The organism is Mycolicibacterium sp. lyk4-40-TYG-92, assembly GCF_030209435.1.
Taxonomy (GTDB): Bacteria; Actinomycetota; Actinomycetes; order Mycobacteriales; family Mycobacteriaceae; genus Mycobacterium.
The window spans coordinates 226,134-251,999 of the sequence record NZ_JARVRX010000020.1; the positions used below are offsets into that span (position 1 = coordinate 226,134).

The window sequence follows — 25,866 nt, forward strand, 5'->3', positions numbered from 1 at the left end:
GGCCGCCTGAACGGATAGCGGTGATCATCCGATCGAAGATCGACGCCAATATTCGACAGCCGACGCTTTTCGGTGGCGCACGCCCACGCCACCGAGGTACGAAAGACCGAAAGGGTGGCCGTGGTAGCGACCAAAGCCAGCGAGACAACCGACGAGCCGGTGAAGCGCACCACCAAAGCCCCCGCGAAGAAGGCCGCCGCCAAGGCTGCGCCGGCCAAGCGGGCCGCGAAGGCACCCGCGAAGAAGGCCGCCGCGAAAGCTCCCGCCAAGCGGGCGGCGAAGGCCGCAACCAAGCCTGAAGACGGCGGCGTCGCTGACGACGTGACCGACGTCGACGATCTCGCCGTCGAACCCGAGGAGATCGACGTCGACGACGCCGACCTGGAACTCGACGACGACCTCGAGGCCGAGGACGTCAGCGACGATGACGACGAGGACGACGCCGAAGACGGCGAGTCCGAAGGCGACGCCAGCGCCGAAGGCACCAAGGCCGCTCCGAAGGCCGCCGAGGGCGATGACGAGACCGCCGAGCCGTCCGAGAAGGACAAGGCCTCCGGCGACTTCGTCTGGGACGAGGAAGAGTCCGAGGCGCTGCGGCAGGCCCGCAAGGACGCCGAGCTCACCGCTTCCGCCGACTCGGTGCGTGCGTACCTCAAGCAGATCGGCAAGGTCGCGCTGCTCAACGCCGAGGAAGAGGTCGAGCTCGCCAAGCGCATCGAAGCCGGCCTGTACGCCACGCAGCTGATGTCGGAGCTGATGGAGAAGGGCGAGAAGCTGCCCGCCGCGCAGCGTCGCGACATGCAGTGGATCTGCCGCGACGGCGACCGCGCCAAGAACCACCTGCTGGAAGCCAACCTGCGTCTGGTGGTGTCGCTGGCCAAGCGCTACACCGGCCGCGGCATGGCGTTCCTGGACCTCATCCAGGAAGGCAACCTGGGCCTGATCCGCGCGGTCGAGAAGTTCGACTACACCAAGGGCTACAAGTTCTCGACGTACGCCACCTGGTGGATCCGGCAGGCCATCACCCGCGCCATGGCCGACCAGGCCCGCACCATCCGTATCCCGGTGCACATGGTCGAGGTCATCAACAAGCTCGGCCGCATCCAGCGTGAGCTGCTGCAGGACCTGGGTCGCGAACCCACGCCCGAAGAGCTCGCCAAGGAAATGGACATCACGCCGGAGAAGGTGCTGGAGATCCAGCAGTACGCGCGTGAGCCCATCTCGCTGGACCAGACCATCGGCGACGAGGGCGACAGCCAGCTCGGTGACTTCATCGAGGACTCCGAGGCCGTGGTGGCCGTGGACGCGGTGTCGTTCACGCTGCTGCAGGACCAATTGCAGTCGGTGCTGGAGACGCTCTCGGAGCGCGAGGCGGGTGTCGTCCGGCTGCGGTTCGGCCTGACCGACGGCCAGCCCCGCACGCTCGACGAGATCGGCCAGGTCTACGGCGTGACGCGTGAGCGCATCCGCCAGATCGAGTCCAAGACCATGAGCAAGCTGCGGCACCCGTCGCGCTCGCAGGTCCTGCGCGACTACCTGGACTAGTCCCCCGGCTCACGAGCTGCCCCGAAACTCCGGTTTCGGGGCAGTTCTCGTTTGGTTGAGCGGAGGTCAGCAGGGCACGCAGCGGTAGCCGTTCCAGATCCAGCCAGCGCCACAGCCGTGGTCGCCGGTTTCGCCGCGACAGTTCATCGGTTGCGCGACAACGGTCGGCTGTGGACTGAACGTCGTTGAATCTGTTGAGCTTTGCGCCGCCTGTGCGACGGACATCGGGCCGACGGGCGCGACCAGTAGCGCCGCGGCGGCAACAGCCAGAACAGTATTGGTGTGCATGAGGGCCTCCGGCGTCGGGTCGAATCGGATACGGACCGTCAAATTTTACGCTTGCGTCAGAATTGTGGCCAGATGCGCATTCCTGCACGGCACGCCGAAAACCGGAGGCGGGAAAAGCGCTGCGTGTGAAAGGCTTTCGAACATGCCGATATCGCAGCATCCGTTGGGCCAGGCCATGCTGGACGTCTCGTCCGAGTGTTTCGCCGCGATGGCCGATATCCTCACCGCCCTCGGTGACGACCTCGCCAACCGCCGGCCCGACCTGCCCGGCGCCAACAGCTGCTACGCCATCGTCAACCACTGCATCGGCGTCGTCGACTACTGGGCCGGCTCTTTCATTGCCGGGCAACGGATCCCGCGGGACCGCGACAGCGAGTTCACCGCCACCGGGCGGGTCGACGAACTACTGGAACGACTGACGGCCCTGCAGCAGCGCTTGCCCGGCTGGGTCGAGATCGCGGTCACCGAGGGAATCCGCGACCGCGAGCTGGCCGACGGGGTGCGCGGCGGGACCACGCGCGCCGCCGTACTGGCCACGGCCAGCCCGGAGTGGACGCTGCTGCACATCCTGCACGACATCGCGCAACACGTCGGGCACCTGGAGATCACCAGAGACCTGCTGCTCTCCGCGCGCACCGAGAGCTGATACGAATCGGCCCCCTCCTCTACAGAGAAGGGGGCCGATCGCTCGACGGTAACCGTCAGTCGGTGCTTCCAGCGCCTGCGCCGGCCGTGGCCTTTGCAGACTCTGCCTTGGCCTTCGCCTCGGCCTTCTTGGCCTCAGCCGCAGCCTTTTTCTCCTCGGCCTTGGCCTTGGCAGCGGCCTTCTTGGCCTCGGCGGCAGCCTTCTTCTCCTCGGCCTTGGCCTTGGCAGCGGCCTTCTTGGCCTCAGCCGCGGCCTTCTTCGCGTCGGCCTTGGCCTTCGCCTCGTCGGCCTTGGCGGCGTCAGCGCCGGCCTTCGCGTCGTCGGCCTTGGTCTGACCCTCAGCCTTGGCGGCGTCGGCGTCAGCCTTGGCCTCGTCAGCCTTGACCTGACCCTCGACCTTGTTGTCCGACGCCGGGGCGTCGGCAACCTTCGCCGGCGAATCGCCCGCCTGCGCCGCGGCCGGAGCCTTGGCCGCAACCGGAGCCTTGGCCGCAACCGGAGCCGAGAACGCAGCCGGCGAGACCGCTGCACCCGAGACCGGGGCGGTGGTCTGCGTGCCCGCGGCCGGCGCCGGCGGCCCCAGCTTCTTCTGCAGGTTGTCGATGGCCGTGGTGACCCCGCCGATGACCTGAGCGTTGATGGCCCGGACGAACTTGGCCGTCGAGAACAACGCGTCGGCCGCGCCGTGGTTGATCGCGGTCAGAATCTTGCCGACGTTTCCGGTCTGGAATGCCGCGGCGACGTCCTGCACCACCGAGTTGAGCTGCCGAGACAAGGTGCGGACCTGGGTCATCACCTGCTCGATCGGACCCTTCTGCATGCCGGCAATCTTGACGCCGTTCCATTCGACCAGGTTCCAGCCGTCCTCGGGGTTGCCCTCGACGACGACCACACCCGTGTTGCCGAGCGGGTGCTGGGTGAACAGCATGATCTTCTGCTCAGCGCTCAGGTTCTTGGCGTTCATCATCGTCCAGATCATGATGGTGCCGCCGTGTGAAAACACCGCCGCGTTGCGATCGCCGTTGTCGTAGATCTTCTGCAACGCACCGTTGACCCGGTCCTCGAACTGATGGCCGTTCAGACCGGTCGTCGGATCGGCCGCGGACGGGATGAACGCATCCAGGTTCGGGGTGATCGGATTGAAGCTGATGTTGGGCGGCGGCGTCACCGACAGACCCGCCCAGGCCAGCGGCGCCGTCAGGTAGCCGAAGATGCCCGCGCGCTCCGGGGTGCCTTCGTACTTGCCGGCTTCGATCTCCTGCAGACCCGGCAACACCTGGATCGGCAGACCCAGATACTGCGACAACGGCGTGGCCGTCTGCTGCGTCCGGACCATCGTGGACGCGTAGATGGCATCGAAGTTCCGGTCGCCGAGCTTGGCCGCGATGTCCTTGGCCTGCTGCTGGCCGTCCGGCGTCAGGACCGGGCCCGGCACCTGGGTGTCGATGTTGCCCGACGTGTTGCCGTACGACTGACCGTGCCGGATGAACGTGATCGTCATGTTCTCGGCCGCCCATGCCGGCAACGCCGACATGACCAGAAGAGCGCTCGCCGTCAACGCGACACCGAGCCCCTTCAACCCTCTTGCGCGACGGCGCTTGCCCGTCGCGTCTTCAGAATTCGTGTGGTTGCTCATGCCCTCACCGTGTCGGGGATATTTACGCGCGCGATCGTGTCAATCCCCGGACCGTGATTCCGGCCACATTCCCGATGAGTGGACAGATTTCTCGAACTGTCGTTCATTTGCCGTTAACCAACGGCATCGGCACCGAAATTTGCCGGTAGAACTGCGAAAACCCCCTCGGCGTCCGGCCGGTAGGGCACGGTGCGGGTCACCGCGCCGACAGGGAGCGCGCCGTAGAGGTGCGGGAAGAGCATCGAGGCCGGATCCGTCGGCACCCCGGGTTCCCAGCGAACCGGCGACCCCAGCAACCCAGGGTCACAGACCAACAGCAGCAGGTCGGACTGCCCGCGGTACAACCGATTGGCCGGCAGGTGCACCTGTTCCGGCGCCGACAGGTGGACGAACCCGACCTCGTCGAGGGAGGGCGGTCTGAGCTCACCATCGAACTGGGGACGCGCCCAATCCGTTTCACTACATAGATGAACCAGGACTGTGGGATCGGCGATCATGCGGTCAGCCTGCCGCGCCCGCAACTCCAGCGATAGGTGAGACACGACACACCCGTGAACACCCGGGGAACAACGCTGGAATCCAAATCGTCTGAGAGAGTAGAGATGTGTAACCGGCAAAGCGCCCTGGCGGCGACGAGCAGAAGGAGGCGCCATGAACGCAACTCTGACGGGCCCGACACTGACACGGGCTGACCGCTGTGACCGGTGCGGTGCCGCCGCCCGCGTTCGCGCTACCCTGCCGTCCGGCATGGAGCTTCTGTTCTGCCAACACCACGCCAACGAGCACGAATCCAAGCTCGTCGAATTGGCGGCCGTGCTGGTGGTCAGCAGCGAGGACTGAGTGACCCGCCGGTCACCTCAAATACAGTCCTGAAGGGGTCTCTTCGGTAATGCTGGTCTGGTCATGAACGACCAGACTTCCCCGATCAAGCCGACACGTCATCACGTGTTACGGGTCATCCGTCGCGCGCTGACGAAAAGCTGGGACGACTCGATCTTCTCGGAGTCGGCACAGGCGGCGTTCTGGTCGGCGTTGTCTCTACCGCCCTTGCTGCTGGGCATGTTGGGCAGCTTGGCGTACGTGGCGCCGTTGTTCGGTCCCGAGACGCTGCCGATGATCCAGGAACAGCTGATCGGGACGGCGAAGAATTTCTTCTCGCCGAACGTGATCAACGAGATCATCCAGCCGACCGTCCGCGAAGTCGCCATGGGCGCCCGCGGCGAGGTGGTGTCCCTCGGGTTCGTCATCTCGCTGTGGGCAGGCTCGTCGGCGATCTCCGCGTTCGTCGACGCCGTGGTCGAGGCACACGACCAGACCCCGCTGCGCCATCCGGTGCGGCAACGCTTCTACGCGCTCGGGCTGTACCTGGTGATGCTGCTGTTCGTGATCGCGACCGCTCCGGTGGCCGCCATCGGACCGATGAAGATCGCCCAGCACATTCCCGAAACCTGGTCCAACGCCATGAAGTACGGATACTGGCCGGTGCTGCTGCTGGGCATCGTGCTGGCCGTGACGGTGCTCTACCGGGTGTCGCTGCCCAAACCGCTGCCGACCCACAGGTTGTTGTTCGGCGCCGTCCTGGCCACCGTGGTCTTCGTGGTGGCGACGGTAGGACTCCGGTTCTACCTGACCTGGATCACCGCTACGGGCTACACCTACGGCGCGCTGGCGACGCCAATCGCGTTCCTGCTGTTCGCCTTCGCGCTCGGTTTCGCGATCATGCTCGGCGCCGAACTCAACGCGGCGATCCAGGAGGAGTGGCCGGCGCCGGACACCCATGCGCGGCGGCTGCGCGAATGGCTCGAGGAGAAGGCCGAGACCCTCACGGGCGATCAGCCCGCCGAGGCGGCGGAGCCGCCGGCCTGACCGGCTGCGGCTACTTCTTCATCTGTTCGTAGATGCGCTTGCAATCGGGGCACACCGGCGACCCGGGCTTGGGTGACTTGGTCACCGGGAACACCTCGCCGCACAGCGCGACGACATGGGTGCCCATGACGGCGCTCTCGGCGATCTTGTCCTTCTTGACGTAGTGGAAGTGCTTAGGTCGGTCGTCGTCCGTACCGTCGTCGACCTGTTCATCGGAATCGGTGCGTTCGAGGGTGTCGGTCTGCATGAACTCATTGTGGCACTCAGGCGAACCGGTCGCGGCGGCACCGAGCCGGATGTGGGACAGTAGAAGTATGAAACACGGCCCTGAGCTGAGTTTCGACGACGACGGTCGGCCGGTCCTCATCACTCGCGCAGCACCCGCCTACGAGGAACAGCACCGTGCCCGCGTCCGCCGCTATCTCACGATCATGTCGTTCCGCGTGCCGGCGCTGCTGCTGGCTGCCCTCGCCTACAGCATCTGGCACAACGGCCTGATCTCGCTGGCCATCCTCATCGCGTCCATTCCCCTGCCGTGGATCGCGGTACTCATCGCCAATGACCGGCCGCCGCGCAGTGCAGAGGAACCGCGCCGCTACGACGCGGCCCGTCGGGCGCCCATGTTCCCGACCGCCGAGCGACCGGCGATCGAGGACCGGCATCCGGTCATCGACGGCGATATCGAGCCTTGACCTCTACCTGAGTTTCCTTCTTTCTCCTTTCTAAGGACATTCTCAGGTCGACGCGGAAAACGCGCAGGTCAGAGGCCATGAGGAGAGCGGGTCTCGGGAACTTCTCCTGCCACTCGGGCGTTTAAGCAAGTGACAGTTCGAGCTGAGCACGAGCAGGAGGCCGCAAATGGCAAAAGCCACCACAAGCCGTATCGATACCGATCTTGACGCCCAGAGTCCCGCCGCGGACCTGGTGCGCGTCTACCTCAACGGCATCGGTAAGACCGCCCTGCTCAACGCCGAGGACGAAGTGGAACTGGCCAAGCGCATCGAGGCCGGCCTGTACGCAGCCCACCTGCTGGAGACCAAGAAGCGACTCGGCGACAACCGCAAGCGTGACCTGGCCGCCATCGTCCGCGACGGCGAGGCCGCACGCCGGCATCTGCTCGAAGCCAACCTCCGCCTCGTGGTGTCGCTGGCCAAGCGCTACACCGGCCGCGGCATGCCGCTGCTGGACCTGATCCAGGAAGGCAACCTCGGCCTCATCCGCGCGATGGAGAAGTTCGACTACGCCAAGGGCTTCAAGTTCTCGACCTACGCCACCTGGTGGATTCGTCAGGCGATCACCCGCGGCATGGCCGACCAGAGCCGTACCATCCGGCTCCCCGTCCACCTGGTGGAGCAGGTCAACAAGCTCGCCCGGATCAAGCGCGAGATGCACCAGAGCCTGGGGCGCGAGGCCACCGACGAAGAGCTCGCCGAAGAGTCGGGCATCCCGGTCGAGAAGATCAACGACCTGCTCGAGCACAGCCGTGACCCGGTGAGCCTCGACATGCCGGTCGGCACCGACGAGGAAGCACCGCTCGGCGACTTCATCGAGGACTCCGAAGCGCTCTCCGCCGAGAACGCGGTCATCTCGGAGCTGCTGCACACCGACATCCGGCACGTCCTCGCCACGCTGGACGAACGCGAGCAGCAGGTGATCCGGCTGCGGTTCGGCCTCGACGACGGTCAGCCCCGCACCCTGGACCAGATCGGCAAGCTGTTCGGCCTGTCCCGCGAGCGGGTCCGCCAGATCGAGCGCGAGGTCATGTCGAAGCTCCGCAACGGCGAGCGCGCCGAGCGACTGCGCGCCTACGCGAGCTGATCGCCGCCACCCACAACTGCACACCCTGGTGCCCGCCGGAATACCCGGCGGGCACCGTTTTTGTCGGCCGATCTGCCCGCTGTCGCCCGCCGCACGAATCACAGCGTCGATCAGCCGTGGTGGATGCCTGTTGACCCGGTCAAACCGGTAAGCTTGGCACCGGCGGAGGCCTGGAGGAATTTGGCATGAACGATCTGATCGATACGACCGAGATGTACCTGCGGACGATCTACGACCTCGAAGAAGAGGGCGTGGTGCCGCTGCGTGCGCGCATTGCCGAACGACTCGAGCAGAGCGGCCCGACCGTCAGCCAGACCGTGTCGCGGATGGAGCGCGACGGGCTGCTGCACGTCGCCGGTGATCGCCACCTGGAACTGACCGACAAGGGCCGCTCGCTGGCGGTGTCGGTGATGCGCAAACACCGGCTCGCCGAGCGCCTGCTGGTCGATGTGATCGGCCTGCCGTGGGAGGAAGTCCACGCCGAAGCGTGCCGCTGGGAACACGTGATGAGCGAGGACGTCGAACGTCGTCTGGTCCAGGTGCTCGACAACCCGACCACGTCCCCGTTCGGCAACCCGATCCCCGGCCTCGCCGACCTCGGCGTCATCTCGGCCGGTGACTCCGACGTCAGCCTCGTCCGGCTCACCGAACTGCCCACCGGATTCCCGGTCGCGGTCCGGGTACGCCAGCTGACCGAACACGTCCAGGGCGACACCGAACTGATCGCCCGACTCAAGGACGCCGGCGTCGTACCGAACGCGCGTGTCACCGTGCAGGCCACCGAGCAGGGCAGCGTCCTGATCGTCATCCCCGGACACGAACAGGTCGAGTTGCCGCATCACATGGCGCACGCGGTCCGCGTCGAGAAGGTCTGACCCGCGGCCCACGAGACTCACGCCGACCTCCCGAAGATTCGGCGCGGCGGCATCTGCACGCCCAGGCGTTCCGCAAGCTTGTAGCCGGTCAGCGCGAGTTCCCGGATGCGGCCCGGGCGCATCCCGGCCTGGAGTGCCGAGTCGAGCAGCCCAGCCATGTGGTGCTCGCTGTCGACATCCAGCGCGGCCTGCAACGCCACCCCGGCGAGCGGTCCGTCGCCACGCGCATACGCGCTGAACGCCAGCAACACCAGCACCTCCAGCCGCCACGGCGCGGGCAGTGTACGAGCCAGCGCGGCCCACACCGACTCGGCCGCGGCGGCATGCTCGCCGACCGCCAGCGCGTAGAGCGTGTCCCGCACGCGCGCATCCGTCACGGCACAGGCCAGGCGCACCGCGTCGTCATCGGGTAACGGCGATCCGTCAGCCGAACCGGTGGCGCACGCCACCGCGTGCTCGACGTCCGCGCGCGCCTCGGCATCGGGACGGCCACGGTAATCCACTGTGGCAGAACGCTTTTCGATCGCCGGCCGCAACGCCTCCGCGCGCGCTGCATCGGTCACGGCGACGACCTCGACCAGATCCGCGCGTCGCGCGTAGAGCCGCCGGCCGTCGAGCACGGCGGCCATGGTCACGGGCGACGATGCGGGATCCTCGACAACACCGGCGTTCCCGCAGCCGTCGGCGCAACGCCACCGGCCACCGGCCGCCACCCGGTCGACCACGTGCACCGCGAACAGTTCGATGCCGTGATCGGCGAGCGCATCCTCGAGTTCGTCACTCACGTCGCGGTACATGTCCTCGCACATCGCGCAGTCGACGCCGTGCTCGTCGACAATCACCGCGATCGCCGCGTCCGCGTCGGCCGCGGCGGCCAGATCGGAGAGATGTCCGAGGGCGTCCGGCAAGGCCTCGAAGAACCCTTCCGACAGGTCCACGCGCAGGACCGCGCCCATCTCACCGCCGATGATGGTGACGAGCACCAGTGACTTCTCCGGGGCAAACCCCAGGACCGCGGGCACTGCCGCGATGAGGGCGCCGGGCCGGTTGAGTTGGAAATCGAATGAGCTGAAAGTTGTCATGGTCCGAAGGTGGCAGCACGGTCCGTCAGGATTCGTCGGCCGACGCCGCCGGCGGCCTGGTCTGTGAATGAACTCGGATCTGTGGATAACGGGCCTATTCGAGCTGTTTCCGCAAAGTTCGCCGATGATCAGGCTGCATGATCACGCGCGCCGTGCCAACCTGGCTGTCATGGGTTCCACGCAGGAGTTCGACCTCGTCGTCATCGGATCCGGCCCGGGCGGGCAGAAGGCCGCGATCGCCGCCGCCAAGCTGGGAAAATCCGTCGCAGTCATCGAACGTGGGCGCATGCTCGGCGGGGTCTGCGTGAATACCGGAACCATCCCGTCCAAGACGCTGCGCGAGGCAGTCGTCTATCTCACGGGCATGAGCCAGCGCGAGCTGTACGGTTCCAGCTACCGGGTGAAGGAGCGGATCACCCCCGCTGATCTGCTGCGCCGCACCACTCACGTCATCGGCCGGGAACAGGACGTGGTCCGCAACCAGCTCCTGCGCAACGGGGTCGAGCTGTTCGAAGGGCACGGCCGGTTCCTCGACCCGCACACCCTGGTCATCGAGGACCCGACCCACGACGAGAACGTCAACATCAAGGCGCGGTACGTCGTCATCGCCACCGGCACCAAGCCCGTCCGTCCGGCCGGGGTGAACTTCGACGAGGAACGCGTCCTGGACTCCGACGGGATCCTGGACCTCAAGAGCCTGCCGCAGTCGATGGTGGTCGTCGGCGCCGGCGTGATCGGCATCGAATACGCGTCCATGTTCGCCGCCCTCGGCACCAAGGTGACCGTGATCGAGAAGCGCCCGACGATGCTCGACTTCTGCGACTCCGAGATCATCGAGTCGCTCAAATTCCACCTGCGCGATCTCGCGGTGACGTTCCGGTTCGGCGAGGAGGTGACCGCGGTGGACGTGGGTCCCGGCGGAACCTTGACCACGCTCGCCAGCGGGAAGCAGATCCCCGCCGAGACCGTGATGTACTCGGCCGGCCGGCAGGGGCAGACCGAGCACCTCGACGTCGAGCGGGCCGGCCTCGAGATCGACAGTCGCGGAAGGATTTTCGTCGACGACAACTACCAGACCAAAGTCGACCACATCTACGCCGTCGGTGACGTCATCGGCTTCCCCGCGCTGGCGGCGACCTCGATGGACCAGGGCCGGCTGGCGGCCTATCACGCCTTCGGCGAGCCCTGCAAGGGCATGACCGACCTGCAGCCGATCGGCATCTATTCCATTCCCGAGGTGTCGTACGTCGGCGCCACCGAGGTCGATCTCACCGACAGCTCGGTCCCGTACGAGGTCGGTGTGTCGCGCTACCGGGAACTGGCCCGCGGACAGATCGCCGGCGACTCGTACGGCATGCTCAAACTGCTGGTCTCCACCGAGGACCTCACGCTGCTCGGCGTGCACATCTTCGGCTCCAACGCCACCGAGTTGGTCCACATCGGCCAGGCCGTGATGGGCTGCGGCGGGACCGTGGAGTACCTGGTCGACGCCGTCTTCAACTACCCGACCTTCTCCGAGGCCTACAAGGTCGCCGCACTCGACGTGATGAACAAGCTGCGCGCGCTGAACCAGTTCAAGAGTTAGGCGCTGCAGCCGTCGTCGGGGGCACCCGTGGCACGGTCCGCGGGCCCGCCCTCCTGGGCGCGCTGATAGAGCACCTGAATTTGCATGTCGAAGGGTGACGAGTACGACAGGTCGCTGCCGCTGCAGCCGCCGCCCTGCAGGCCGCCGACCACTCCCCTGACCTCGGCGGCCGACACCCACGGCGAGCCGCTGGTGCCGTCCACCAGTCCCGGGCAGCGCAGCGCCGGGAACCCGCGGTCCGGGCGTGACGTCGGCCCGCTGCAGCTGACCTGGCCCCCGCCGTCACCGAGTGGGTATCCCGTCACGGTGATCGGAACGTCCGGGCCCGGTGCGGCCCCGAGCACGAAGCCGCCGCCGGCGCGATGTTCCAGCGTCTCGGTGGTGGCCGGGCCGCCGTGGCTGACCCGGGCGATCGCGAAGTCGGCGGCCGGGTCCTGGCGGCGGACCCATCGCGGATCCAGGTACACCGCGTCGATGTGCCAGAAGTCGCCGGGGACGCCGGCGCGGTAACCGGGTGCGAATGTCGCGTCGAATGACGCGTCGAGGCAGTGCGCGGCCGTGATGATGAGGTTGCCCGCCAGCGAGTCGAGCACCGCACCACTGCAGGTGTGCACCGAATCACTGCCCAGGAACACCGCTCCGACGCGCGGATCGGGACGGGGTCCCGCGACCACGGCCGCACCGGCAGTGACCGTGCCGGCGTCGCCACGGGTATCGGCCTTGATCGCGGGTGGGCTGCACGCAGTGGCCAGCAGCGCGGCGAATGCGCTCGCGACCAGTCGGATGCCCAGCATCTGTCCGATCTTGCCCGATACCGACTGCACGGGCAGCACCTGGTGCACCATGCGTACTGCGGGCCGACACCGGGAACAACACAAGAATGCGCGACACTTGTAGGAGACACATCCAGCGAGATGTGGCACGCAGGACGGCAAGGAGTGTGTAGGTGAGCGAGTACGACGGGAACGCGCCCGACGCGAGCGGCCAGCGGCCCGACGAAAGCCGGGGCCAGCAGTACCAGCCCGAGCACAGCGGCATGTACGAGCTGGAGTTCCCCGCGCCGCAACTGTCCGCCGCCGACGGCCGCGGACCGGTGATGGTGCACGCCCTCGAAGGCTTCTCCGATGCCGGCCACGCCATCCGGCTGGCCGCCGAGCACCTCAAGAACACCCTCGACACCGAACTGGTCGCGTCGTTCGCCATCGACGAACTGCTGGACTACCGGTCGCGCCGGCCGCTGATGACGTTCACCACCGATCACTTCACCAAGTACGACGATCCCGAGCTGAACCTCTATGCGCTGCACGACACGGCCGGGACGCCGTTCCTGCTGCTGGCCGGGATGGAGCCGGATCTGCGCTGGGAACGGTTCATCACGGCGGTGCGGCTGCTGTCCGAGCGGCTCGGGGTCCGGCAGGTCATCGGGCTGGGCGCCATCCCCATGGCGGTACCGCACACCCGCCCGGTCACCATGACAGCTCACGCCGGCAACAAGGAACTGATTGCCGACCACACGCCGTGGGTGGGCGAGGTGCAGGTCCCGGCCAGTGTGTCGAACCTGTTGGAGTACAGGCTGATTCAGCATGGTCACGAAGCCCTGGGCTTCACCGTGCATGTGCCGCACTATCTGGCGCAGACCGCGTACCCGCCGGCCGCGGAGGCCCTGCTGGGCGAGGTCTCCCGAATCGCGTCGCTACAGATTCCGCTGCACGAGCTGTCCGAGGCCGGCGCCGAGGTATACACGAAGATCAGCGAGCAGGTGGAGGCCAGCGCCGAAGTCGCTCAAGTGGTCAGTGCCCTGGAACAACAGTACGATTCGTTCGTCGCTGCTCAGGAAAATCGGTCTTTGCTGGCACGTGACGAGGAACTACCCAGCGGCGACGAGCTCGGCGCACAGTTCGAGCAGTTCCTCGCCGAACAGTCCGGTGACGGATTCTCCGATCCCCAAGCCGGCGACGACGGCACTGTCGGCGACTGACCACGCGGTCGGCTCCGCCGACAACGATGGGAAGGAGCTGGGACGATGTCCAACGGGAAGCCCACCCTGCACTCGGTGCGCGATGTGACGCCGCGGCTGGAGTACCGCACCATCCACGGTTACCGGCGGGCCTACCGCGTGGCCGGCTCCGGGCCGGCGATCCTCCTGATCCACGGCATCGGCGACAACTCCACCACGTGGGAAACCGTGCAGACGCGCCTCGCCCAGCGGTTCACCGTCATCGCCCCGGACCTGCTCGGCCACGGCCAGTCCGACAAGCCACGCGCCGACTACTCGGTGGCTGCCTACGCCAACGGCATGCGTGACCTGCTCAGCGTGCTGGACATCGAACGGGTGACGGTCGTCGGCCATTCTCTGGGCGGTGGCGTCGCCATGCAGTTCGCCTACCAGTTCCCGCAATTGGTTGATCGGCTGGTATTGGTCGGTGCCGGCGGTGTCACCCGCGACGTGAACATCGCGCTGCGGCTCGCGGCGCTGCCGTTGGGCACCGAGGCGCTGGCACTGTTGCGAATCCCGTTGGTACTGCCGGCACTTCAGCTCGCCGGGCGCCTCGGCGGAGCGCTCCTCGGCTCGACGGGCCTGGGGCACGACCTGCCGAACATGCTGCGAATCCTCAACGACCTGCCCGAGCCCAAGGCCTCATCTGCCTTCGCCCGGACCCTGCGTGCGGTGGTCGACTGGCGTGGTCAGGTGGTCACGATGCTGGACCGATGTTATTTGACCGAAGCCATTCCGGTGCAATTGGTTTGGGGCACCCAGGATGCCGTCATCCCGGCCGCCCATGGAGAACTGGCACACGCCGCGATGCCGGGTTCGCGGCTCGAGTTCTTCGACAACTCTGGACACTTCCCATTTCACGACGACCCCGATCGATTCGTGAAGCTCATCGAGGAATTCATCGACACGACCGCGCCGTCGGTCTACGACCGTGATGCCCTGCGCGGACTTCTGCAGGCCGGCGTGACAACGACGACGATGGACGCCTCGTTCGACATGAAAGCCGCGGTGTTTGACGCGCTGGAGACCGACGAGCGCAGCGCGACCTAGTTGCCGTCAGCCCGACGACGTCACGCCGCGGTGCGCGCGCAGCGCCTCGATTTCGCGTTCGAAGTCCTCTGCTGACGAAAACGAGCGGTATACCGAGGCGAACCGCAGGTAGGCGACCTCATCGAGGTCACGCAGAGGACCGAGGATCGCCAACCCGACCTCATGACTCGGCACCTCGGGAGATCCGGTGGCCCGCACCGCATCTTCGACCTTCTGTGCCAACTGGTTCAGGGCATCGTCGTCGACCTGCCGTCCCTGGCAGGCGCGCCGCACGCCCTTGATCACCTTATCCCGGCTGAACGGTTCGGTGACGCCGCTGCGTTTGACCACCGCAACGACCGCGGTCTCGACTGTGGTGAAGCGCCGGCCGCACTCCGGGCATGACCGGCGACGCCGAATCGCCTGCCCTTCATCAGCTTCTCGTGAATCGACCACACGCGAGTTCGGATGCCGGCAGAACGGACAGTGCATCACCGCTCCTTCGCCGCACCGACAATCGACCGTTTCGAACGGTCTCGAGCCTACCCGTGCCGCTCTGACGCGGCCGGGCGCCGTGCCGATCGAGGTGCGCACGGGCTGTCCTCAGCCGACCGGCGCGATCAGCGTCTGCCCCGCGTTCAGCGCCACCGACGGCAGCTTGTTCAGCTCCTTGATGCGGTCGACGACGGCGCCGACGGGCGCGTCGGGCGCCACGCGCCGGGCGACCTGCTGAATGGACTCCCCGGTCTGCACCCGGACCACCGCGAGCTGCGCGGGCACGGATGCCTCCGACGAGGTCGGCTGGACAGCTTCGCTGAACTGCGCCACCAGGCCCAGCCACACCGTGATCCCGGCCGCGACCAGGGCCAGCATCACCGTGGTCAATGGCGTGATCGGGCTGCGGCGGTGCGAGGCACGGGAGGTCAGTACGCCCGTACCCCGGTGACGGAAGGCCGCGCCCGAGGGACGCGAACCGGCCGGCCGTAACCGGGCCTGGCGGTGCCGATTCACGTCTCCACGCCGAGGCACGGTGCGGACGACGACGTCGGTCGGGTATTCGCGGGTGATGACGGTCATGTCGGTTCCTCTCAGGAGTTCGTACATAGGTTCGATCGCTCTTGTGTTCGACTATATCGCCCAAATGTTCGAACGGTAGAACATGTGATCGAACTGTTGCGAACGATACGACCACCCACCGACAAGTTCTGTTCCCCGACTCAGCCACCCCTTTCACGCCGTCACAACCGGATCCGTCCGCGACACGCCGACCCGACCGATCTCGAACACATGTTTGATCAAACGCGTGCACTGGGCTAGATTCGTCTGTATGAGCGACAGCACCGAAACCCCGGACGCCCAGCCAGGCGGACGGTCCAGCAGCCTCACCGAGCGACAGCGGACCATCCTCGACGTCATCCGCGCCTCGGTCACCACGCGCGGTTATCCGCCCAGCATCCGCGAGATCGGCGACGCCGTCGGCCTCACCTCGACGTCGTCGGTGGCCCACCAGCTGCGCACGCTGGAGAAGAAGGGCTACCTGCGCCGCGACCCGAACCGCCCGCGTGCCGTGGACGTCCGTGGCACGGACGAATCGACCGGCGCCACCATCACCACCGATGTCGCAGGCTCGGACGCACTGCCCGAACCGACCTTCGTCCCGGTGCTGGGCCGCATCGCCGCCGGTGGACCGATCCTGGCCGAAGAGGCCGTCGAAGACGTCTTCCCGCTCCCCCGCGAACTCGTGGGCGAGGGCTCGTTGTTCCTGCTGAAGGTGGTCGGCGAGTCGATGATCGACGCCGCGATCTGCGACGGCGACTGGGTCGTCGTGCGGCAGCAGAACGTGGCCGACAACGGGGACATCGTCGCGGCGATGATCGACGGCGAGGCCACGGTCAAGACCTTCAAACGAACCAAGGGCCAGGTGTGGCTGATGCCGCACAACCCGGCGTTCGATCCGATCCCGGGCAACGACGCGGTCGTCCTCGGCAAGGTCGTGACCGTCATCCGCAAGATCTGAGAGCCGCCGGACTTACAGATGAGCCCCGCTGCAGTCGCTCGCAGCGGGGCTCAGTCATGACTCCGGTCAGCCGCGGATGAAACCGTTGGTGACCGCGAATTCCTCACTGGCAAACCAGATTTGGACGGGCGCTTCGTCGTATCCGGGAGCTCCCGGCACCCAGTACAGCCCCGACTCGGTATTGGCCTTGATGCCGTAGCCCTCGGGTGGCTCCGCCCCGGTCGCGACGCGGAACGACATCTGCGCGGTCTCGGGCTCCTCGGCCCCCAGCGCATGGTGCCGGCCGCTGGCCGGACCGGCCGCCGCGGTGTCCTCCGCGGGCGTCGCGATCACCGGCGGCTCGTCCGCGGGTTCTGCTACCGCCTCGGCCGCCTCGGCCTCGGCGATCTGCGCCTCCGGCTCCGGCTCCGGGGCATGCTCCTCAGCGGCCGGGGCGTCGGGCTCCCGGTGCCGCAGACCGGCGAAACCGGCCAACCCGGCCGCGGTCAGGCCCGCCGCCGCACCACCACGACGCAGGGCGTCGGGAAGTTGCACCGATGTCGTCGGCTCGTCGGCAGCTTCGTCATGGTCCGACTCCGGCTCGGTGGGCTCGGCAGCGTCCACAGGCTGGGCCTCGACTTCGGCCTGCGCCTCGGACTCGTCCGCAACGGGCTCGTCCTCGTCCGCGGACCGTTCGGTCGCAGGCTGTTCGGCCGCGAAATCGGGGTACACCGTCGGGGCGGTGTCGATGACGTCCGGATTGCTCTGGAACGCGGGACCGCCATGCAGTCCGTGCGGGTCGTCGTACTGATGGTCGTCGGCCACGAACTCGTCGCCGTACTCACTGTCGACGCCGCCGTCCGCGTACTGCGGGTCGCCGTACTCCCCGTCGCCGAACTCGTGGTCGTCGTAGTCGTATGCGGCCTGCTCCTCGACGGCGTCCTGGTCGGCGTGCCGCCGGCGCCGCAGCAGCGTCGCGATCACGATGCCGACCACGACCAGCAGCAGCGGGATGATCGCCAGCAACCACCACCAGTGGAACTGGTACCACTTGCCGGACTCGTCGGACTCTGAGGGCACCCCACCCGGCAGATCGACGCTGGGCACCTGCAGACCGCCCAACTGCGACGCCAGCTCTGCCGGCTCGGTGCTGAACGCACGGCTGGACTTGTTCCACGAGATCGAACCGCCCGTGAACTTCTGGCTGACGACGTCGCCGTCGACCGTCTGGTCGGCGGTCGGTGCGCCGAGCTTGCCGGTGGCGCCGCCGAGTTTGTCCCACGCCGCGTTCATCGCGCCGCGGACGACGAATGCGCCGTGCTCGGGGGTCCAGAAGATCGCCGGGTTGTCGGCGGCGGCGAAGGTGGCGATCCGGCTCTTCGGCGAGATGCCGCCGTCGGTCTCGTTGCTCGCCGGGAATCCGAGATCACCCTGGGGTCCACCGGCCGCGCGGTACTTGGCCAGTACGTCGCCGGTGATCGCGTGCGCGCCGGTCGCCGGCGAATAGAAGATGGTGCCGCCGGCGAAGTTCTGAGCCACGCCGTCGCCGACCTTGTACTGGGCGCCCTGCTCGTCCCCGAGGGTGCCCTGCGGCCCACCGGCCGCCCGTCGCGCCGCGGCGATGGCCGTCGTCGCGTCGCCCGGCACGTCCAGCCCGGTCAGCTGGCCGGCCAGATCGGCGGGTGTGGTGGTGAATGCCTTGGTCTTGGCGTTCCAGCTCACCTCCCCGCCGGTGAAGGGCTGGGTGACGACGTCGCCTTTCCAGGACTCGTCGGCCGTCGGTACGCCGAGGGTGCCCGCCGACCCACCGAGCTTGTCCCACGCGGCGTTGATGGCCCCGCGGACGACCCAGGCGCCGTTGTCGGGCGTCCAGAAGATGACCGGCTTGTCGGCCGCGCTGAACGTGCTGTTCCGGCTGTCGGTGGCCTTGCCCGCGCCTTCGTCGATGGTCGGGAAGCCGAGATCGCTATCTGCGGCGCCGCCCAGCGCCTGGTACTTGTCGAGGATCGCGCCGTAAATCAGATGGGCGCCGGTGCTCTCGCTGAAATAGATCTTCCCGCCCGCGAAGTTCTGCGCAAAGCCGGCGCCGACCTGGTAGACGTCACCGTCCTTGGCGCCCAGCTCACCCGTGTCACCGCCCGCGGCATCCCACGTGTGGGATATCGCCGCGTCGGCGTCGCTTTCCGGTGTCGCGTATGCCGTCGGAGCCATGAGCAATGCCACCGCGACAGAAAGGGCCCCGACAACAGCCCATCCGCCACGGGTTCGCAGCCCGGTCATCGAATTCCTCCCGCGGTCGGCAAAACTCCGGATACAAATTCCGTCAGACAAACTCTCTTGATTGAGAGATTCTGTCAACTTTGCTTCAGTTCATGCCCATAGTGCGGGATATCGGGCGGTGACGCACCAGTGTGTCGCGGTTCGATATGCGAATAAAATTCGCGCGACAATTAGTTAAACGCCCAATCCACGGCCGATGATCTCCTTCATGATCTCGGTGGTCCCGCCGTAGATGGTCTGGATCCGCGAGTCCAGGAATGCCCGCGCAATGGGATATTCGCGCATATAGCCATAGCCACCGTGCAGCTGCAGGCACCTGTCGACCAGACGGACCTGCGCCTCTGTCGAATACCATTTGGCCATCGCCGCCTGGTCGATTGTGAGCTTCCGATCGAGATGCAGGCGAATGAACTCATCGACCATGATTCGCACCGCCGTGGCCTCGGTCGCGAGTTCTGCCAACACGAATCGGCTGTTCTGGAAGCTGCCGATCGGCTTGCCGAACGCTTTACGCTCCTTGGCGTATTGCAATGTCGATTCCAGCACGGCCTCCATCGCGGCGGCTGCCATCACGGCGATGGAAATGCGCTCCTGAGGCAGGTTCTGCATCAGATAGACGAATCCCATGCCCTCGACGCCCAGCAGGTTCTCGGCCGGAACTCGGACGTCGGTGAACGACAATTCCGCGGTGTCCTGCGCATCGAGGCCGATTTTGTCCAGATGACGTCCGCGTTCGAAACCCGCCATACCGCGCTCGACCACCAAGAGGCTGAAGCCCTGCGCGCCCTTGTCCGGGTCGGTCTGCGCGACGACGATCACCAGGTCGGCGTGAATACCGTTGGTGATGAACGTCTTCGAGCCGTTCAGCACGTAGTGGTCGCCGTCTTTGACCGCGCGCGTCTTGATGCCCTGCAGGTCGCTGCCGGTGCCCGGTTCGGTCATCGCGATGGCACAGATCAGTTCGCCGCTGCAGAACCCGGGCAGCCAGCGCTGCTTCTGCTCGTCGTTGGTCAGCTCCAGCAGATACGGCGCGATGACGTCGTTCTGCAGCGTGAAGCCCAGACCGCTGTGCCGTCCCGCCGCGGTCTCCTCGCTGACGATGACGTTGTAGCGGAAGTCCGGGTTCCCGCCGCCGCCGTACTCCTCCGGCACGGCCATACCGAGAAAGCCCTGCTTACCCGCCTCGCGCCAGACCTCGCGGTCGACGATCTTGGCTTTCTCCCATTCCTCGCGGTAGGGCTCGGCGTGCCGATCGAGAAACGCGCGGTACGACTCCCGGAACAGTTCATGCTCGGGTTCGAACAACGTGCGGTCGTACTTGATGACGCCCATGTGAGACCTCCGGTACTGGATAAGTTTGCAACAACTTATCCCAACCGGGCGGTTGGTTGTGAGCGGGCCCACACCCCGCGCGTCGCCGGGCGGGCGGCGCGGCTACCGGGCCTGGCTGCGTCCGGACTGCGAACGACCCGACTGCGACTGCGAACGACCACCCTGGGTACGCCCGGGCGCCTGCAGCCCACCGCTCGAACGCCGGCGGCGGCGCTGCGCCTGACCCGCGGTCGCCGTCTTGGCCGGACGGTTGCCGCCGCGAGGCGCGGGGGCCTCTTTGGGGGCCGGGGCACGGTACGGCGCGATCTCGCCGACCAGTGCCTGCACCGGCGCCGAATCGGCGACCACTTCCTGCGGCCGGGCCGTGATGCCGGCCTTGCGCAGCAGCTGCTGGGCGTCCTTGCGCTGCTCCGGCAGCACGACGGTCACGACGTCACCGGCGCTCCCGGCGCGGGCCGTACGTCCCGAGCGATGCAGGTATGCCTTGTGCTCGGCCGGCGGGTCCACGTGCACGACGAGTTCGACCTCGTCGACGTGGACACCGCGCGCGGCGATGTCGGTGGCGACGAGCACCCGCGCCTCCCCCGTGCTGAACGCGGCGAGGTTTCGGTCGCGCGCCGGCTGAGACAGGTTGCCGTGCAGGTCGACCGACGGCACACCGGCCTCGGTGAGCTGACGGGCCAGCTTGCGCGCCTGGTGCTTGGTCCGCATGAACAGGATCCGCCGGCCGGTGCCGGACGCCAGGCGGTGCACGAGCGCGTTCTTCTCGGCAGCACCGGACACGTGGAACACGTGGTGGGTCATGGCCGGCGGCGGCGCGTCGATCTCGTCGACCGAGTGCGTGATCGGGTTGGACAGGAAGCGCCGCACCAGCTTGTCGACGCCGTTGTCGAGCGTCGCGGAGAACAGCATGCGCTGCCCACCGGCAGGCGTGGCCGCCAGAATCCGGGTGACGCCCGGCAGGAAGCCGAGGTCGGCCATGTGGTCGGCCTCGTCGAGCACAGTGACCTGCACGGCGTCGAGGCTCACCAGCTTCTGCTTCATCAGGTCTTCGAGACGGCCCGGGCAGGCGATGACGATGTCCACGCCGCCGCGCAGCGCGTCAACCTGGCGGTTCTGCGACACGCCACCGAAGATGGTGGTCACCTTCAGTCCCACGGCCGTGGCCAGCGGTTCGACGGTCGCGGCGATCTGAGTGGCCAGCTCACGGGTCGGGGCCAGCACCAGACCGGTCGGGCGCGACGGGCGTCGCGAGGTGCCGGCGAGCCGGGCCACCAGCGGAATGGAGAAGGCGAGCGTCTTGCCACTGCCCGTGCGGCCGCGGCCGAGCACATCGCGGCCGGCGAGGGTGTCGGGCAGGGTGCTGACCTGGATCGGGAACGGCGCGGCGATACCGCGGCCGGCGAGCGAGGTGACGAGCGCCTGGGGGACGCCGAGCTCGGCGAACGACGTTGACGTTGCTTGTTCTGCGGACATGAAGGGACACAGCCTTTCCGGCACGGTAGGTCGACAATGCCGGCGGCAGTATCGGTCGCCGCGAGAAATGCTGGTGCAGAGGGAACTGAAGGCTCTCAGCCGTTCCACGACGTGATCAGCGAGCGTGTCCTGCGAGGGAGCGCAGCTGATGTTGGTTGCCAGCTTAGTGCCGAACCTCGGCCATCGTTGACCACCGCAACCGCCCCGGCCAACTGAGCAGCGAAAACCGCTGTCCCGCAAGGAGTATCGCAGTGGTGTGATTTCACCCACCATCAACGTACTGCCGTGCCACAAAATCGACACACCCGACAAAATTTCGGCAAACGCCGGATGTCGGTCGCGTCACAGTGCGACGATGCGAAACAGATGCCGATTATCGGGGTCGGCGACGTCGAAAGGGGGGCGAGGCCATGCGCAACTTCGGACGCACCATCCCCGCAGCCGTGACCGTGATGCTCACGGTACTGAGCACTGTGCTGCTGGGCGTGGTGTCGATGGTGACTGCCGCGTTCACCCTCGCCGCGACCGCACTGATCGTCCCTGGCACCGGCACGCCGAACGCCAATGTCGTTGCGGGATATAAGGAGAACGCCGACAACTACTACATCGCCCCGTTCAACCCGCTGTGCACGCAGGCGAACAACTGCAATCTGCAAGGCATCAACTATCCCGCTCAGTTCTGGCCGATCCCGTTGCCCGGGTGGGGTGGCCTGTCCGGCGCCAAGTGGAACGATTCGACCGGTCAGGGCATCGGCCACCTGGATACCGCCCTGACCGCGGCCCTGCCGACGGCAACGCCCCAGAATCCCGTCATCATCTTCGGATACTCCCAGGGCGGCAACATCGTGAGCCGCGAGAAGGCCACCCTCGGCGGCCTTACTCAGGCGCAGAAAGACTCCCTGGCGTTCGTCATGATCGGCAACACCAACCGCCCCAACGGCGGCCTGTTCGAGCGGCTGGCCTTCCTCGGCACCGTGCCGATCTGGGACGTCACCTTCGGCCTGCCGGCACCCACCAACACCGGCATCAAGACCACCGATATCGCGTTCGAGTACGACGGCGTGTCCGACTTCCCGCTGTACCCGATCAACCTGCTGGCCGACCTCAACGCCATCGCGGGATTCTGGTACACGCACGGCACCTACCTGGCGCCCAACGCCAACAGCGATCCTGGCGAGATCCCCGACCTCGAGTACACGCCCGCGGAGCTGGACGCCGCGTTGAAGGACCCGGCGAACCAGACCGTGTACGGCGACACCACCTACATCACCATCCCGACCAAGACCCTGCCGATCGTGCGGCCGTTCCTGGAGTTCGGCGGCTTCACGCACACCAGCTTCATCGTCAAGCCGATCGTCGACCTGGTCGCCCCCGTGCTGCGCGTACTCATCGACACCGGCTACGACCGCAGCCTCAGCCCGGGCGTCCCGGCGCCGTTCCGGTTGATCCCGCTGATCAACCCGATCACGCTGACGGTGGACCTGATCAACGCCGCGGGCGAGGGTGTCAAGGCCGCGATCAGCGACATCACCGGCGGCAAAGTGCAGCTTCCCATCGCCGCGACCACCCCGGCCCCCGCGCCGGCAACAGTCGCGGCCCTGTCCGCGTCGGGCGCGCCGAAGGCGGTGTCCGCCACCCCGACCGGCGACACGCAGCTCGCCCCCACCACCGCCCCGAAGCTGTCGACGACGCCGGATCCCAAGGACACCGGCACCAAGGACGCCGACACCAAAGACACCGGCACCAAGGACGCCGACGCCACGACCCCGGACGTCAAGGGCACCGACACCAAGACGCCCGACACGAAGACGCCCGACACCATGGTGACCGACCACAAGACCACCGACACGACCGGCCCGAAGCAGGACCCGGACACCGGTCAGGGCCCGGCCAAGGACGGTCAGACCGGCTCCAATGACAAGACCACCGACAAGGCGAGCGACAAGACCACCGACAAGACCAAGACGCCGAAGAAGGACAAGAAGGTCAAGACCCCCAAGACCGCGAAGCCGGCCACCGACAAAGCCGACAAGGCAGACAAGCCGGCCAAGGCTGCCGCCTGATCAGGCGGTGACGCCGCCTGATCAGGCGGTGACGAACTCGCCGAGGCTGGCGGCCAGCGCCATCGGCACCCAGCCCTTGATCCGGGTGCCGTCGGTGGTGTGCTCGGTGGCCTCGACACGGCCTTCGGCATGCACGCGCGCCACCAGGTCGCCCCGGTCGTAGGGAATGGTCACGTCGACGGCGGCGTCGGTCGGCTCGACCAGCTCGCACATGCGCAGCCGCAGCCGGTCCAGTCCCTCACCGGTGTGAGCCGACACGAACACGGCGTCCGGCAGCGCGCGCCGCAGGTGGGCCAGCGCCAGATCGCCGGCGGCGTCGATCTTGTTGACCACCAACAACTCTCGCGGAGCGGTGATGTCGTACTCGGCGACGACTTCCCCGACGACCTTGCGCACCGCGTTGATCTGCGCCAGCGGATCGGCATCGGAGCCGTCGACGACGTGGACCAGCAGGTCGGCGTCGACGACCTCCTCCAGCGTCGACCGGAACGCCTCGACCAGCTGGGTCGGCAGGTGCCGCACGAATCCGACGGTGTCAGTGAGCGTGAAGGGCCGGCCGTCGTCCAGCTGGCCACGGCGCGTGGTGGGTTCGAGGGTGGCGAACAGCGCGTTCTGGACCAGCACCCCGGCGCCGGTGAGGGCGTTGAGCAGGCTGGACTTGCCGGCGTTGGTGTAGCCGACGATCGCGACGGACGGGGTGTCACTGACCCGGCGGCTGTGCCGCTGGGTGTCGCGAATCTTCTTCATGTCCTTGATCTCGCGGCGCAGCTTCGCCATCCGCTCGCGGATCCGTCGCCGGTCGGTCTCGATCTTGGTTTCACCGGGACCACGGGTACCCACACCGCCGCCGGCACCGCCGGCACGGCCACCGGCCTGCCGGGACATCGACTCACCCCAGCCGCGCAGTCGCGGCAGCATGTACTCCATCTGGGCCAGCGACACCTGGGCCTTGCCCTCGCGGCTCGTGGCGTGCTGGGCGAAGATGTCGAGGATCAGGGCCGTGCGGTCGATGACCTTGACCTTCACGACCTTTTCCAGCGAGTTCAGCTGCGCGGGGCTCAGTTCACCGTCGCAGATGACGGTGTCGGCGCCGGTGGCGAGCACTATCTCACGCAGCTCCTGGGCCTTGCCGGAGCCGATGTACGTCGAGGCGTCCGGCTTGTCGCGGCGCTGGATGAGGCCTTCGAGCACCTCGGAGCCGGCGGTCTCGGCGAGCGCGGCCAGTTCGGCAAGGCTGTTGTCGGCGTCGGCCGACGTGCCGTCGGTCCACACCCCGACCAGCACCACGCGCTCGAGGCGCAGCTGGCGGTATTCGACTTCGGAGATGTCGGCCAGTTCGGTCGACAGACCGGCAACGCGGCGCAGTGCCACGCGGTCTTCGAGCGCTAGTTCACCGACGCTAGGGATGTTGTCGGGATCGAAAGGTGAGGTCATAGGTAGTTATCGATGGTGCCCGCAAAGTCAGCGGGACGCATCTGAATTTCCTTCGTTCTCATGCCACCATTCGGCGGCCAGTTCACCGTGCGCCAGCAGCACCGACGGCCCGCGCAGGAAGCTGGTGTCCGCGGTGATGGTCACGCTGACCTCGCCGCCGGGGATCACCACCCGCAGGCTGCCGGTGTCCGCGCCGATGTGGTTCAGTGCTGCCAACGTCGCAGCGACGGTTCCGGTTCCGCATGAGCGGGTTTCGCCCACCCCGCGCTCGTGCACCCGCATCGCCACCACCCCGTGGGCGGGCGCGGTCAGCACCTCGAGATTGACACCCTCGGGGAACTGGCCGGCGTCGAAGGACACCGGTGCCGCGATGTCCAGCGCGGTGAGCCCGGCCATGTTCAGCGCCGGATCGACGCAGGCCAGGTGCGGATTGCCGACGTCGACGGCCAGCCCTTCGAAGGTGCGGCCGGCGATGACGGCCTTGCCGTGCCCGTACGAGCGGGCCTTGCCCATCTCCACGGTGACCTCGGCGTTGACCGCGTCGGCACCGTGCAGGACCACCGGACGCGGCCCGGCCAGGGAACCGACCACGAACTCGTCGCGGTGCTCGAGCCCGGAGGCGCGCAGGTAGTGCGCGAAGACGCGGACGCCGTTGCCGCACATCTGGGCGATGGACCCGTCGGCGTTGCGATAGTCCATATACCAGTCGTCGGCGGCGACGCCGTCGGGAAGGCTGTCGAAGACGCCGGCCTCCTGCGCGGCCCCGGCCTTGGTGACGCGCAGCAGGCCGTCGGCCCCGAGTCCGCGGCGCCGGTCGCACAGCGCGGCGATGACCGAGGGGGTCAGCTTCAGTTCGGCATCGACATCGGGCAGCACCACGAAGTCGTTCTGGGTGCCGTGCCCTTTCGAAAACCGCACA

General features: G+C 67.2%; 24 protein-coding genes. 12 read left to right on the plus strand and 12 right to left on the minus strand.

What is annotated here, in order from left to right:
- Nucleotides 1-72 precede the first annotated feature (72 nt).
- Together QRN63_RS25690 and QRN63_RS25695 are read left to right on the plus strand one after the other, a co-directional pair.
- Nucleotides 73-1,545, plus strand: a complete 1,473-nt coding sequence (locus QRN63_RS25690; RefSeq protein WP_267317120.1) for an RNA polymerase sigma factor — start codon at nt 73-75, stop codon at nt 1,543-1,545.
- A gap of 430 nt (nt 1,546-1,975) precedes the next feature.
- The gene (locus tag QRN63_RS25695; protein WP_267317119.1) at nt 1,976-2,479 is read left to right on the plus strand and encodes a mycothiol transferase; all 504 of its coding nucleotides are present in this window, start codon (nt 1,976-1,978) and stop codon (nt 2,477-2,479) included.
- Nucleotides 2,480-2,534: 55 nt separating this feature from the next.
- On the opposite strand, the gene QRN63_RS25700 is transcribed toward QRN63_RS25695, so the two are convergent.
- Both QRN63_RS25700 and QRN63_RS25705 read right to left on the minus strand, forming a co-directional pair.
- Nucleotides 2,535-4,115, minus strand: a complete 1,581-nt coding sequence (locus QRN63_RS25700) for a histidine phosphatase family protein (RefSeq protein WP_285033713.1) — start codon at nt 4,113-4,115, stop codon at nt 2,535-2,537.
- 113 nt (nt 4,116-4,228) lie between these two features.
- The gene (locus tag QRN63_RS25705) at nt 4,229-4,612 is read right to left on the minus strand and encodes a DUF952 domain-containing protein (protein WP_285033714.1); all 384 of its coding nucleotides are present in this window, start codon (nt 4,610-4,612) and stop codon (nt 4,229-4,231) included.
- 154 nt (nt 4,613-4,766) lie between these two features.
- On the opposite strand from QRN63_RS25705, the gene QRN63_RS25710 reads away from it, so the two are divergent.
- Both QRN63_RS25710 and QRN63_RS25715 read left to right on the plus strand, forming a co-directional pair.
- Nucleotides 4,767-4,955, plus strand: coding sequence for a DUF7455 domain-containing protein (locus QRN63_RS25710; protein WP_029118279.1), 189 nt, complete (start codon nt 4,767-4,769; stop codon nt 4,953-4,955).
- Between the two features lie 63 nt (nt 4,956-5,018).
- Nucleotides 5,019-5,981, plus strand: a complete 963-nt coding sequence (locus QRN63_RS25715) for a YihY/virulence factor BrkB family protein (RefSeq protein ID WP_267317117.1) — start codon at nt 5,019-5,021, stop codon at nt 5,979-5,981.
- Nucleotides 5,982-5,991: 10 nt separating this feature from the next.
- Here QRN63_RS25715 and QRN63_RS25720 read toward each other — a convergent pair whose 3' ends face one another.
- A complete protein-coding gene (locus tag QRN63_RS25720; RefSeq protein WP_029105322.1) occupies nt 5,992-6,228 on the minus strand; it encodes a DUF3039 domain-containing protein in 237 nt (78 codons plus the stop codon).
- 67 nt (nt 6,229-6,295) lie between these two features.
- On the opposite strand from QRN63_RS25720, the gene QRN63_RS25725 reads away from it, so the two are divergent.
- The 3 genes from QRN63_RS25725 (at nt 6,296) to QRN63_RS25735 (ending at nt 8,674) form a co-directional block, all read left to right on the plus strand.
- On the plus strand, nt 6,296-6,673 hold the full coding sequence (locus tag QRN63_RS25725; protein WP_267317116.1) for a DUF3099 domain-containing protein: 378 nt from the start codon (nt 6,296-6,298) through the stop codon (nt 6,671-6,673).
- 166 nt (nt 6,674-6,839) lie between these two features.
- Nucleotides 6,840-7,799 carry a sigma-70 family RNA polymerase sigma factor gene (locus QRN63_RS25730; RefSeq protein WP_267317115.1) on the plus strand — a complete coding sequence of 320 codons (960 nt, stop codon included), beginning with the start codon at nt 6,840-6,842 and terminating at the stop codon, nt 7,797-7,799.
- A gap of 185 nt (nt 7,800-7,984) precedes the next feature.
- Nucleotides 7,985-8,674 carry an iron-dependent transcriptional repressor DtxR gene (locus QRN63_RS25735; protein WP_267317114.1) on the plus strand — a complete coding sequence of 230 codons (690 nt, stop codon included), beginning with the start codon at nt 7,985-7,987 and terminating at the stop codon, nt 8,672-8,674.
- A 17-nt stretch (nt 8,675-8,691) separates the two neighbouring features.
- On the opposite strand, the gene QRN63_RS25740 is transcribed toward QRN63_RS25735, so the two are convergent.
- A complete protein-coding gene (locus QRN63_RS25740; RefSeq protein ID WP_285033715.1) occupies nt 8,692-9,756 on the minus strand; it encodes a DUF4192 domain-containing protein in 1,065 nt (354 codons plus the stop codon).
- 169 nt (nt 9,757-9,925) lie between these two features.
- Here QRN63_RS25740 and sthA point away from each other — a divergent pair, with 169 nt between their 5' ends.
- A complete protein-coding gene (gene sthA / locus QRN63_RS25745) occupies nt 9,926-11,341 on the plus strand; it encodes a Si-specific NAD(P)(+) transhydrogenase (protein WP_285033755.1) in 1,416 nt (471 codons plus the stop codon).
- Here the strand turns inward: sthA and QRN63_RS25750 are convergent.
- Nucleotides 11,338-12,186, minus strand: a complete 849-nt coding sequence (locus tag QRN63_RS25750) for a trypsin-like serine peptidase (protein WP_285033716.1) — start codon at nt 12,184-12,186, stop codon at nt 11,338-11,340. The genes sthA and QRN63_RS25750 overlap by 4 nt on opposite strands.
- 191 nt (nt 12,187-12,377) lie before the next feature.
- On the opposite strand from QRN63_RS25750, the gene QRN63_RS25755 reads away from it, so the two are divergent.
- Nucleotides 12,378-13,319 carry a proteasome assembly chaperone family protein gene (locus tag QRN63_RS25755; RefSeq protein WP_051128516.1) on the plus strand — a complete coding sequence of 314 codons (942 nt, stop codon included), beginning with the start codon at nt 12,378-12,380 and terminating at the stop codon, nt 13,317-13,319.
- A 45-nt stretch (nt 13,320-13,364) separates the two neighbouring features.
- Entirely contained in the window at nt 13,365-14,387 is a 1,023-nt protein-coding gene (locus tag QRN63_RS25760; protein WP_285033717.1) for an alpha/beta fold hydrolase, read from the plus strand.
- A 6-nt stretch (nt 14,388-14,393) separates the two neighbouring features.
- Here QRN63_RS25760 and nrdR read toward each other — a convergent pair whose 3' ends face one another.
- Nucleotides 14,394-14,858: a transcriptional regulator NrdR gene (gene nrdR, locus QRN63_RS25765; RefSeq protein ID WP_138248984.1), complete on the minus strand. Its 465-nt coding sequence runs from the start codon at nt 14,856-14,858 to the stop codon at nt 14,394-14,396.
- A gap of 111 nt (nt 14,859-14,969) precedes the next feature.
- Entirely contained in the window at nt 14,970-15,443 is a 474-nt protein-coding gene (locus tag QRN63_RS25770; RefSeq protein WP_267317110.1) for a LysM peptidoglycan-binding domain-containing protein, read from the minus strand.
- Nucleotides 15,444-15,693: 250 nt separating this feature from the next.
- Here QRN63_RS25770 and lexA point away from each other — a divergent pair, with 250 nt between their 5' ends.
- Nucleotides 15,694-16,383 carry a transcriptional repressor LexA gene (lexA, locus tag QRN63_RS25775; protein WP_267317109.1) on the plus strand — a complete coding sequence of 230 codons (690 nt, stop codon included), beginning with the start codon at nt 15,694-15,696 and terminating at the stop codon, nt 16,381-16,383.
- Between the two features lie 66 nt (nt 16,384-16,449).
- On the opposite strand, the gene QRN63_RS25780 is transcribed toward lexA, so the two are convergent.
- The 3 genes from QRN63_RS25780 to QRN63_RS25790 all read right to left on the minus strand — a co-directional run bounded on the left by QRN63_RS25780 (nt 16,450) and on the right by QRN63_RS25790 (nt 21,450).
- Nucleotides 16,450-18,642 carry a sunset domain-containing protein gene (locus tag QRN63_RS25780; protein ID WP_285033718.1) on the minus strand — a complete coding sequence of 731 codons (2,193 nt, stop codon included), beginning with the start codon at nt 18,640-18,642 and terminating at the stop codon, nt 16,450-16,452.
- 174 nt (nt 18,643-18,816) lie between these two features.
- On the minus strand, nt 18,817-19,974 hold the full coding sequence (locus QRN63_RS25785; RefSeq protein WP_267317107.1) for an acyl-CoA dehydrogenase family protein: 1,158 nt from the start codon (nt 19,972-19,974) through the stop codon (nt 18,817-18,819).
- Nucleotides 19,975-20,076: 102 nt separating this feature from the next.
- Nucleotides 20,077-21,450 (minus strand): DEAD/DEAH box helicase, encoded by a 1,374-nt coding sequence (locus QRN63_RS25790; protein ID WP_285033719.1) that lies wholly within the window; start codon nt 21,448-21,450, stop codon nt 20,077-20,079.
- 410 nt (nt 21,451-21,860) lie between these two features.
- Here QRN63_RS25790 and QRN63_RS25795 point away from each other — a divergent pair, with 410 nt between their 5' ends.
- Nucleotides 21,861-23,513, plus strand: coding sequence for a PE-PPE domain-containing protein (locus QRN63_RS25795; protein WP_285033720.1), 1,653 nt, complete (start codon nt 21,861-21,863; stop codon nt 23,511-23,513).
- A 21-nt stretch (nt 23,514-23,534) separates the two neighbouring features.
- Here the strand turns inward: QRN63_RS25795 and hflX are convergent, their stop codons facing one another.
- Nucleotides 23,535-24,947 carry a GTPase HflX gene (gene hflX / locus QRN63_RS25800; RefSeq protein WP_267317104.1) on the minus strand — a complete coding sequence of 471 codons (1,413 nt, stop codon included), beginning with the start codon at nt 24,945-24,947 and terminating at the stop codon, nt 23,535-23,537.
- A gap of 27 nt (nt 24,948-24,974) precedes the next feature.
- Nucleotides 24,975-25,865, minus strand: a complete 891-nt coding sequence (gene dapF / locus QRN63_RS25805) for a diaminopimelate epimerase (RefSeq protein ID WP_267317103.1) — start codon at nt 25,863-25,865, stop codon at nt 24,975-24,977.
- Nucleotide 25,866: the final 1 nt, after the last annotated feature.

Bases quoted from the DNA above. Each gene is read 5' to 3' on its own strand.
- QRN63_RS25755 (WP_051128516.1), top strand. From the start codon at position 12,378: ATGTACGAGCTGGAGTTCCCCGCGCCGCAACTGTCCGCCGCCGACGGC.
- QRN63_RS25760 (WP_285033717.1), top strand. From the start codon at position 13,365: ATGTCCAACGGGAAGCCCACCCTGCACTCGGTGCGCGATGTGACGCCG.
- QRN63_RS25780 (WP_285033718.1), bottom strand. From the start codon at position 18,642: ATGACCGGGCTGCGAACCCGTGGCGGATGGGCTGTTGTCGGGGCCCTT.
- QRN63_RS25735 (WP_267317114.1), top strand. From the start codon at position 7,985: ATGAACGATCTGATCGATACGACCGAGATGTACCTGCGGACGATCTAC.
- QRN63_RS25720 (WP_029105322.1), bottom strand. From the start codon at position 6,228: ATGCAGACCGACACCCTCGAACGCACCGATTCCGATGAACAGGTCGAC.
- QRN63_RS25725 (WP_267317116.1), top strand. From the start codon at position 6,296: ATGAAACACGGCCCTGAGCTGAGTTTCGACGACGACGGTCGGCCGGTC.
- QRN63_RS25785 (WP_267317107.1), bottom strand. From the start codon at position 19,974: ATGGGCGTCATCAAGTACGACCGCACGTTGTTCGAACCCGAGCATGAA.
- sthA (WP_285033755.1), top strand. From the start codon at position 9,926: ATGGGTTCCACGCAGGAGTTCGACCTCGTCGTCATCGGATCCGGCCCG.
- QRN63_RS25770 (WP_267317110.1), bottom strand. From the start codon at position 15,443: ATGACCGTCATCACCCGCGAATACCCGACCGACGTCGTCGTCCGCACC.
- hflX (WP_267317104.1), bottom strand. From the start codon at position 24,947: ATGACCTCACCTTTCGATCCCGACAACATCCCTAGCGTCGGTGAACTA.
- QRN63_RS25730 (WP_267317115.1), top strand. From the start codon at position 6,840: ATGGCAAAAGCCACCACAAGCCGTATCGATACCGATCTTGACGCCCAG.
- QRN63_RS25705 (WP_285033714.1), bottom strand. From the start codon at position 4,612: ATGATCGCCGATCCCACAGTCCTGGTTCATCTATGTAGTGAAACGGAT.
- QRN63_RS25740 (WP_285033715.1), bottom strand. From the start codon at position 9,756: ATGACAACTTTCAGCTCATTCGATTTCCAACTCAACCGGCCCGGCGCC.
- QRN63_RS25710 (WP_029118279.1), top strand. From the start codon at position 4,767: ATGAACGCAACTCTGACGGGCCCGACACTGACACGGGCTGACCGCTGT.
- QRN63_RS25695 (WP_267317119.1), top strand. From the start codon at position 1,976: ATGCCGATATCGCAGCATCCGTTGGGCCAGGCCATGCTGGACGTCTCG.
- QRN63_RS25790 (WP_285033719.1), bottom strand. From the start codon at position 21,450: ATGTCCGCAGAACAAGCAACGTCAACGTCGTTCGCCGAGCTCGGCGTC.
- QRN63_RS25715 (WP_267317117.1), top strand. From the start codon at position 5,019: ATGAACGACCAGACTTCCCCGATCAAGCCGACACGTCATCACGTGTTA.
- QRN63_RS25750 (WP_285033716.1), bottom strand. From the start codon at position 12,186: ATGGTGCACCAGGTGCTGCCCGTGCAGTCGGTATCGGGCAAGATCGGA.
- lexA (WP_267317109.1), top strand. From the start codon at position 15,694: ATGAGCGACAGCACCGAAACCCCGGACGCCCAGCCAGGCGGACGGTCC.
- QRN63_RS25700 (WP_285033713.1), bottom strand. From the start codon at position 4,115: ATGAGCAACCACACGAATTCTGAAGACGCGACGGGCAAGCGCCGTCGC.
- nrdR (WP_138248984.1), bottom strand. From the start codon at position 14,858: ATGCACTGTCCGTTCTGCCGGCATCCGAACTCGCGTGTGGTCGATTCA.
- QRN63_RS25795 (WP_285033720.1), top strand. From the start codon at position 21,861: ATGCGCAACTTCGGACGCACCATCCCCGCAGCCGTGACCGTGATGCTC.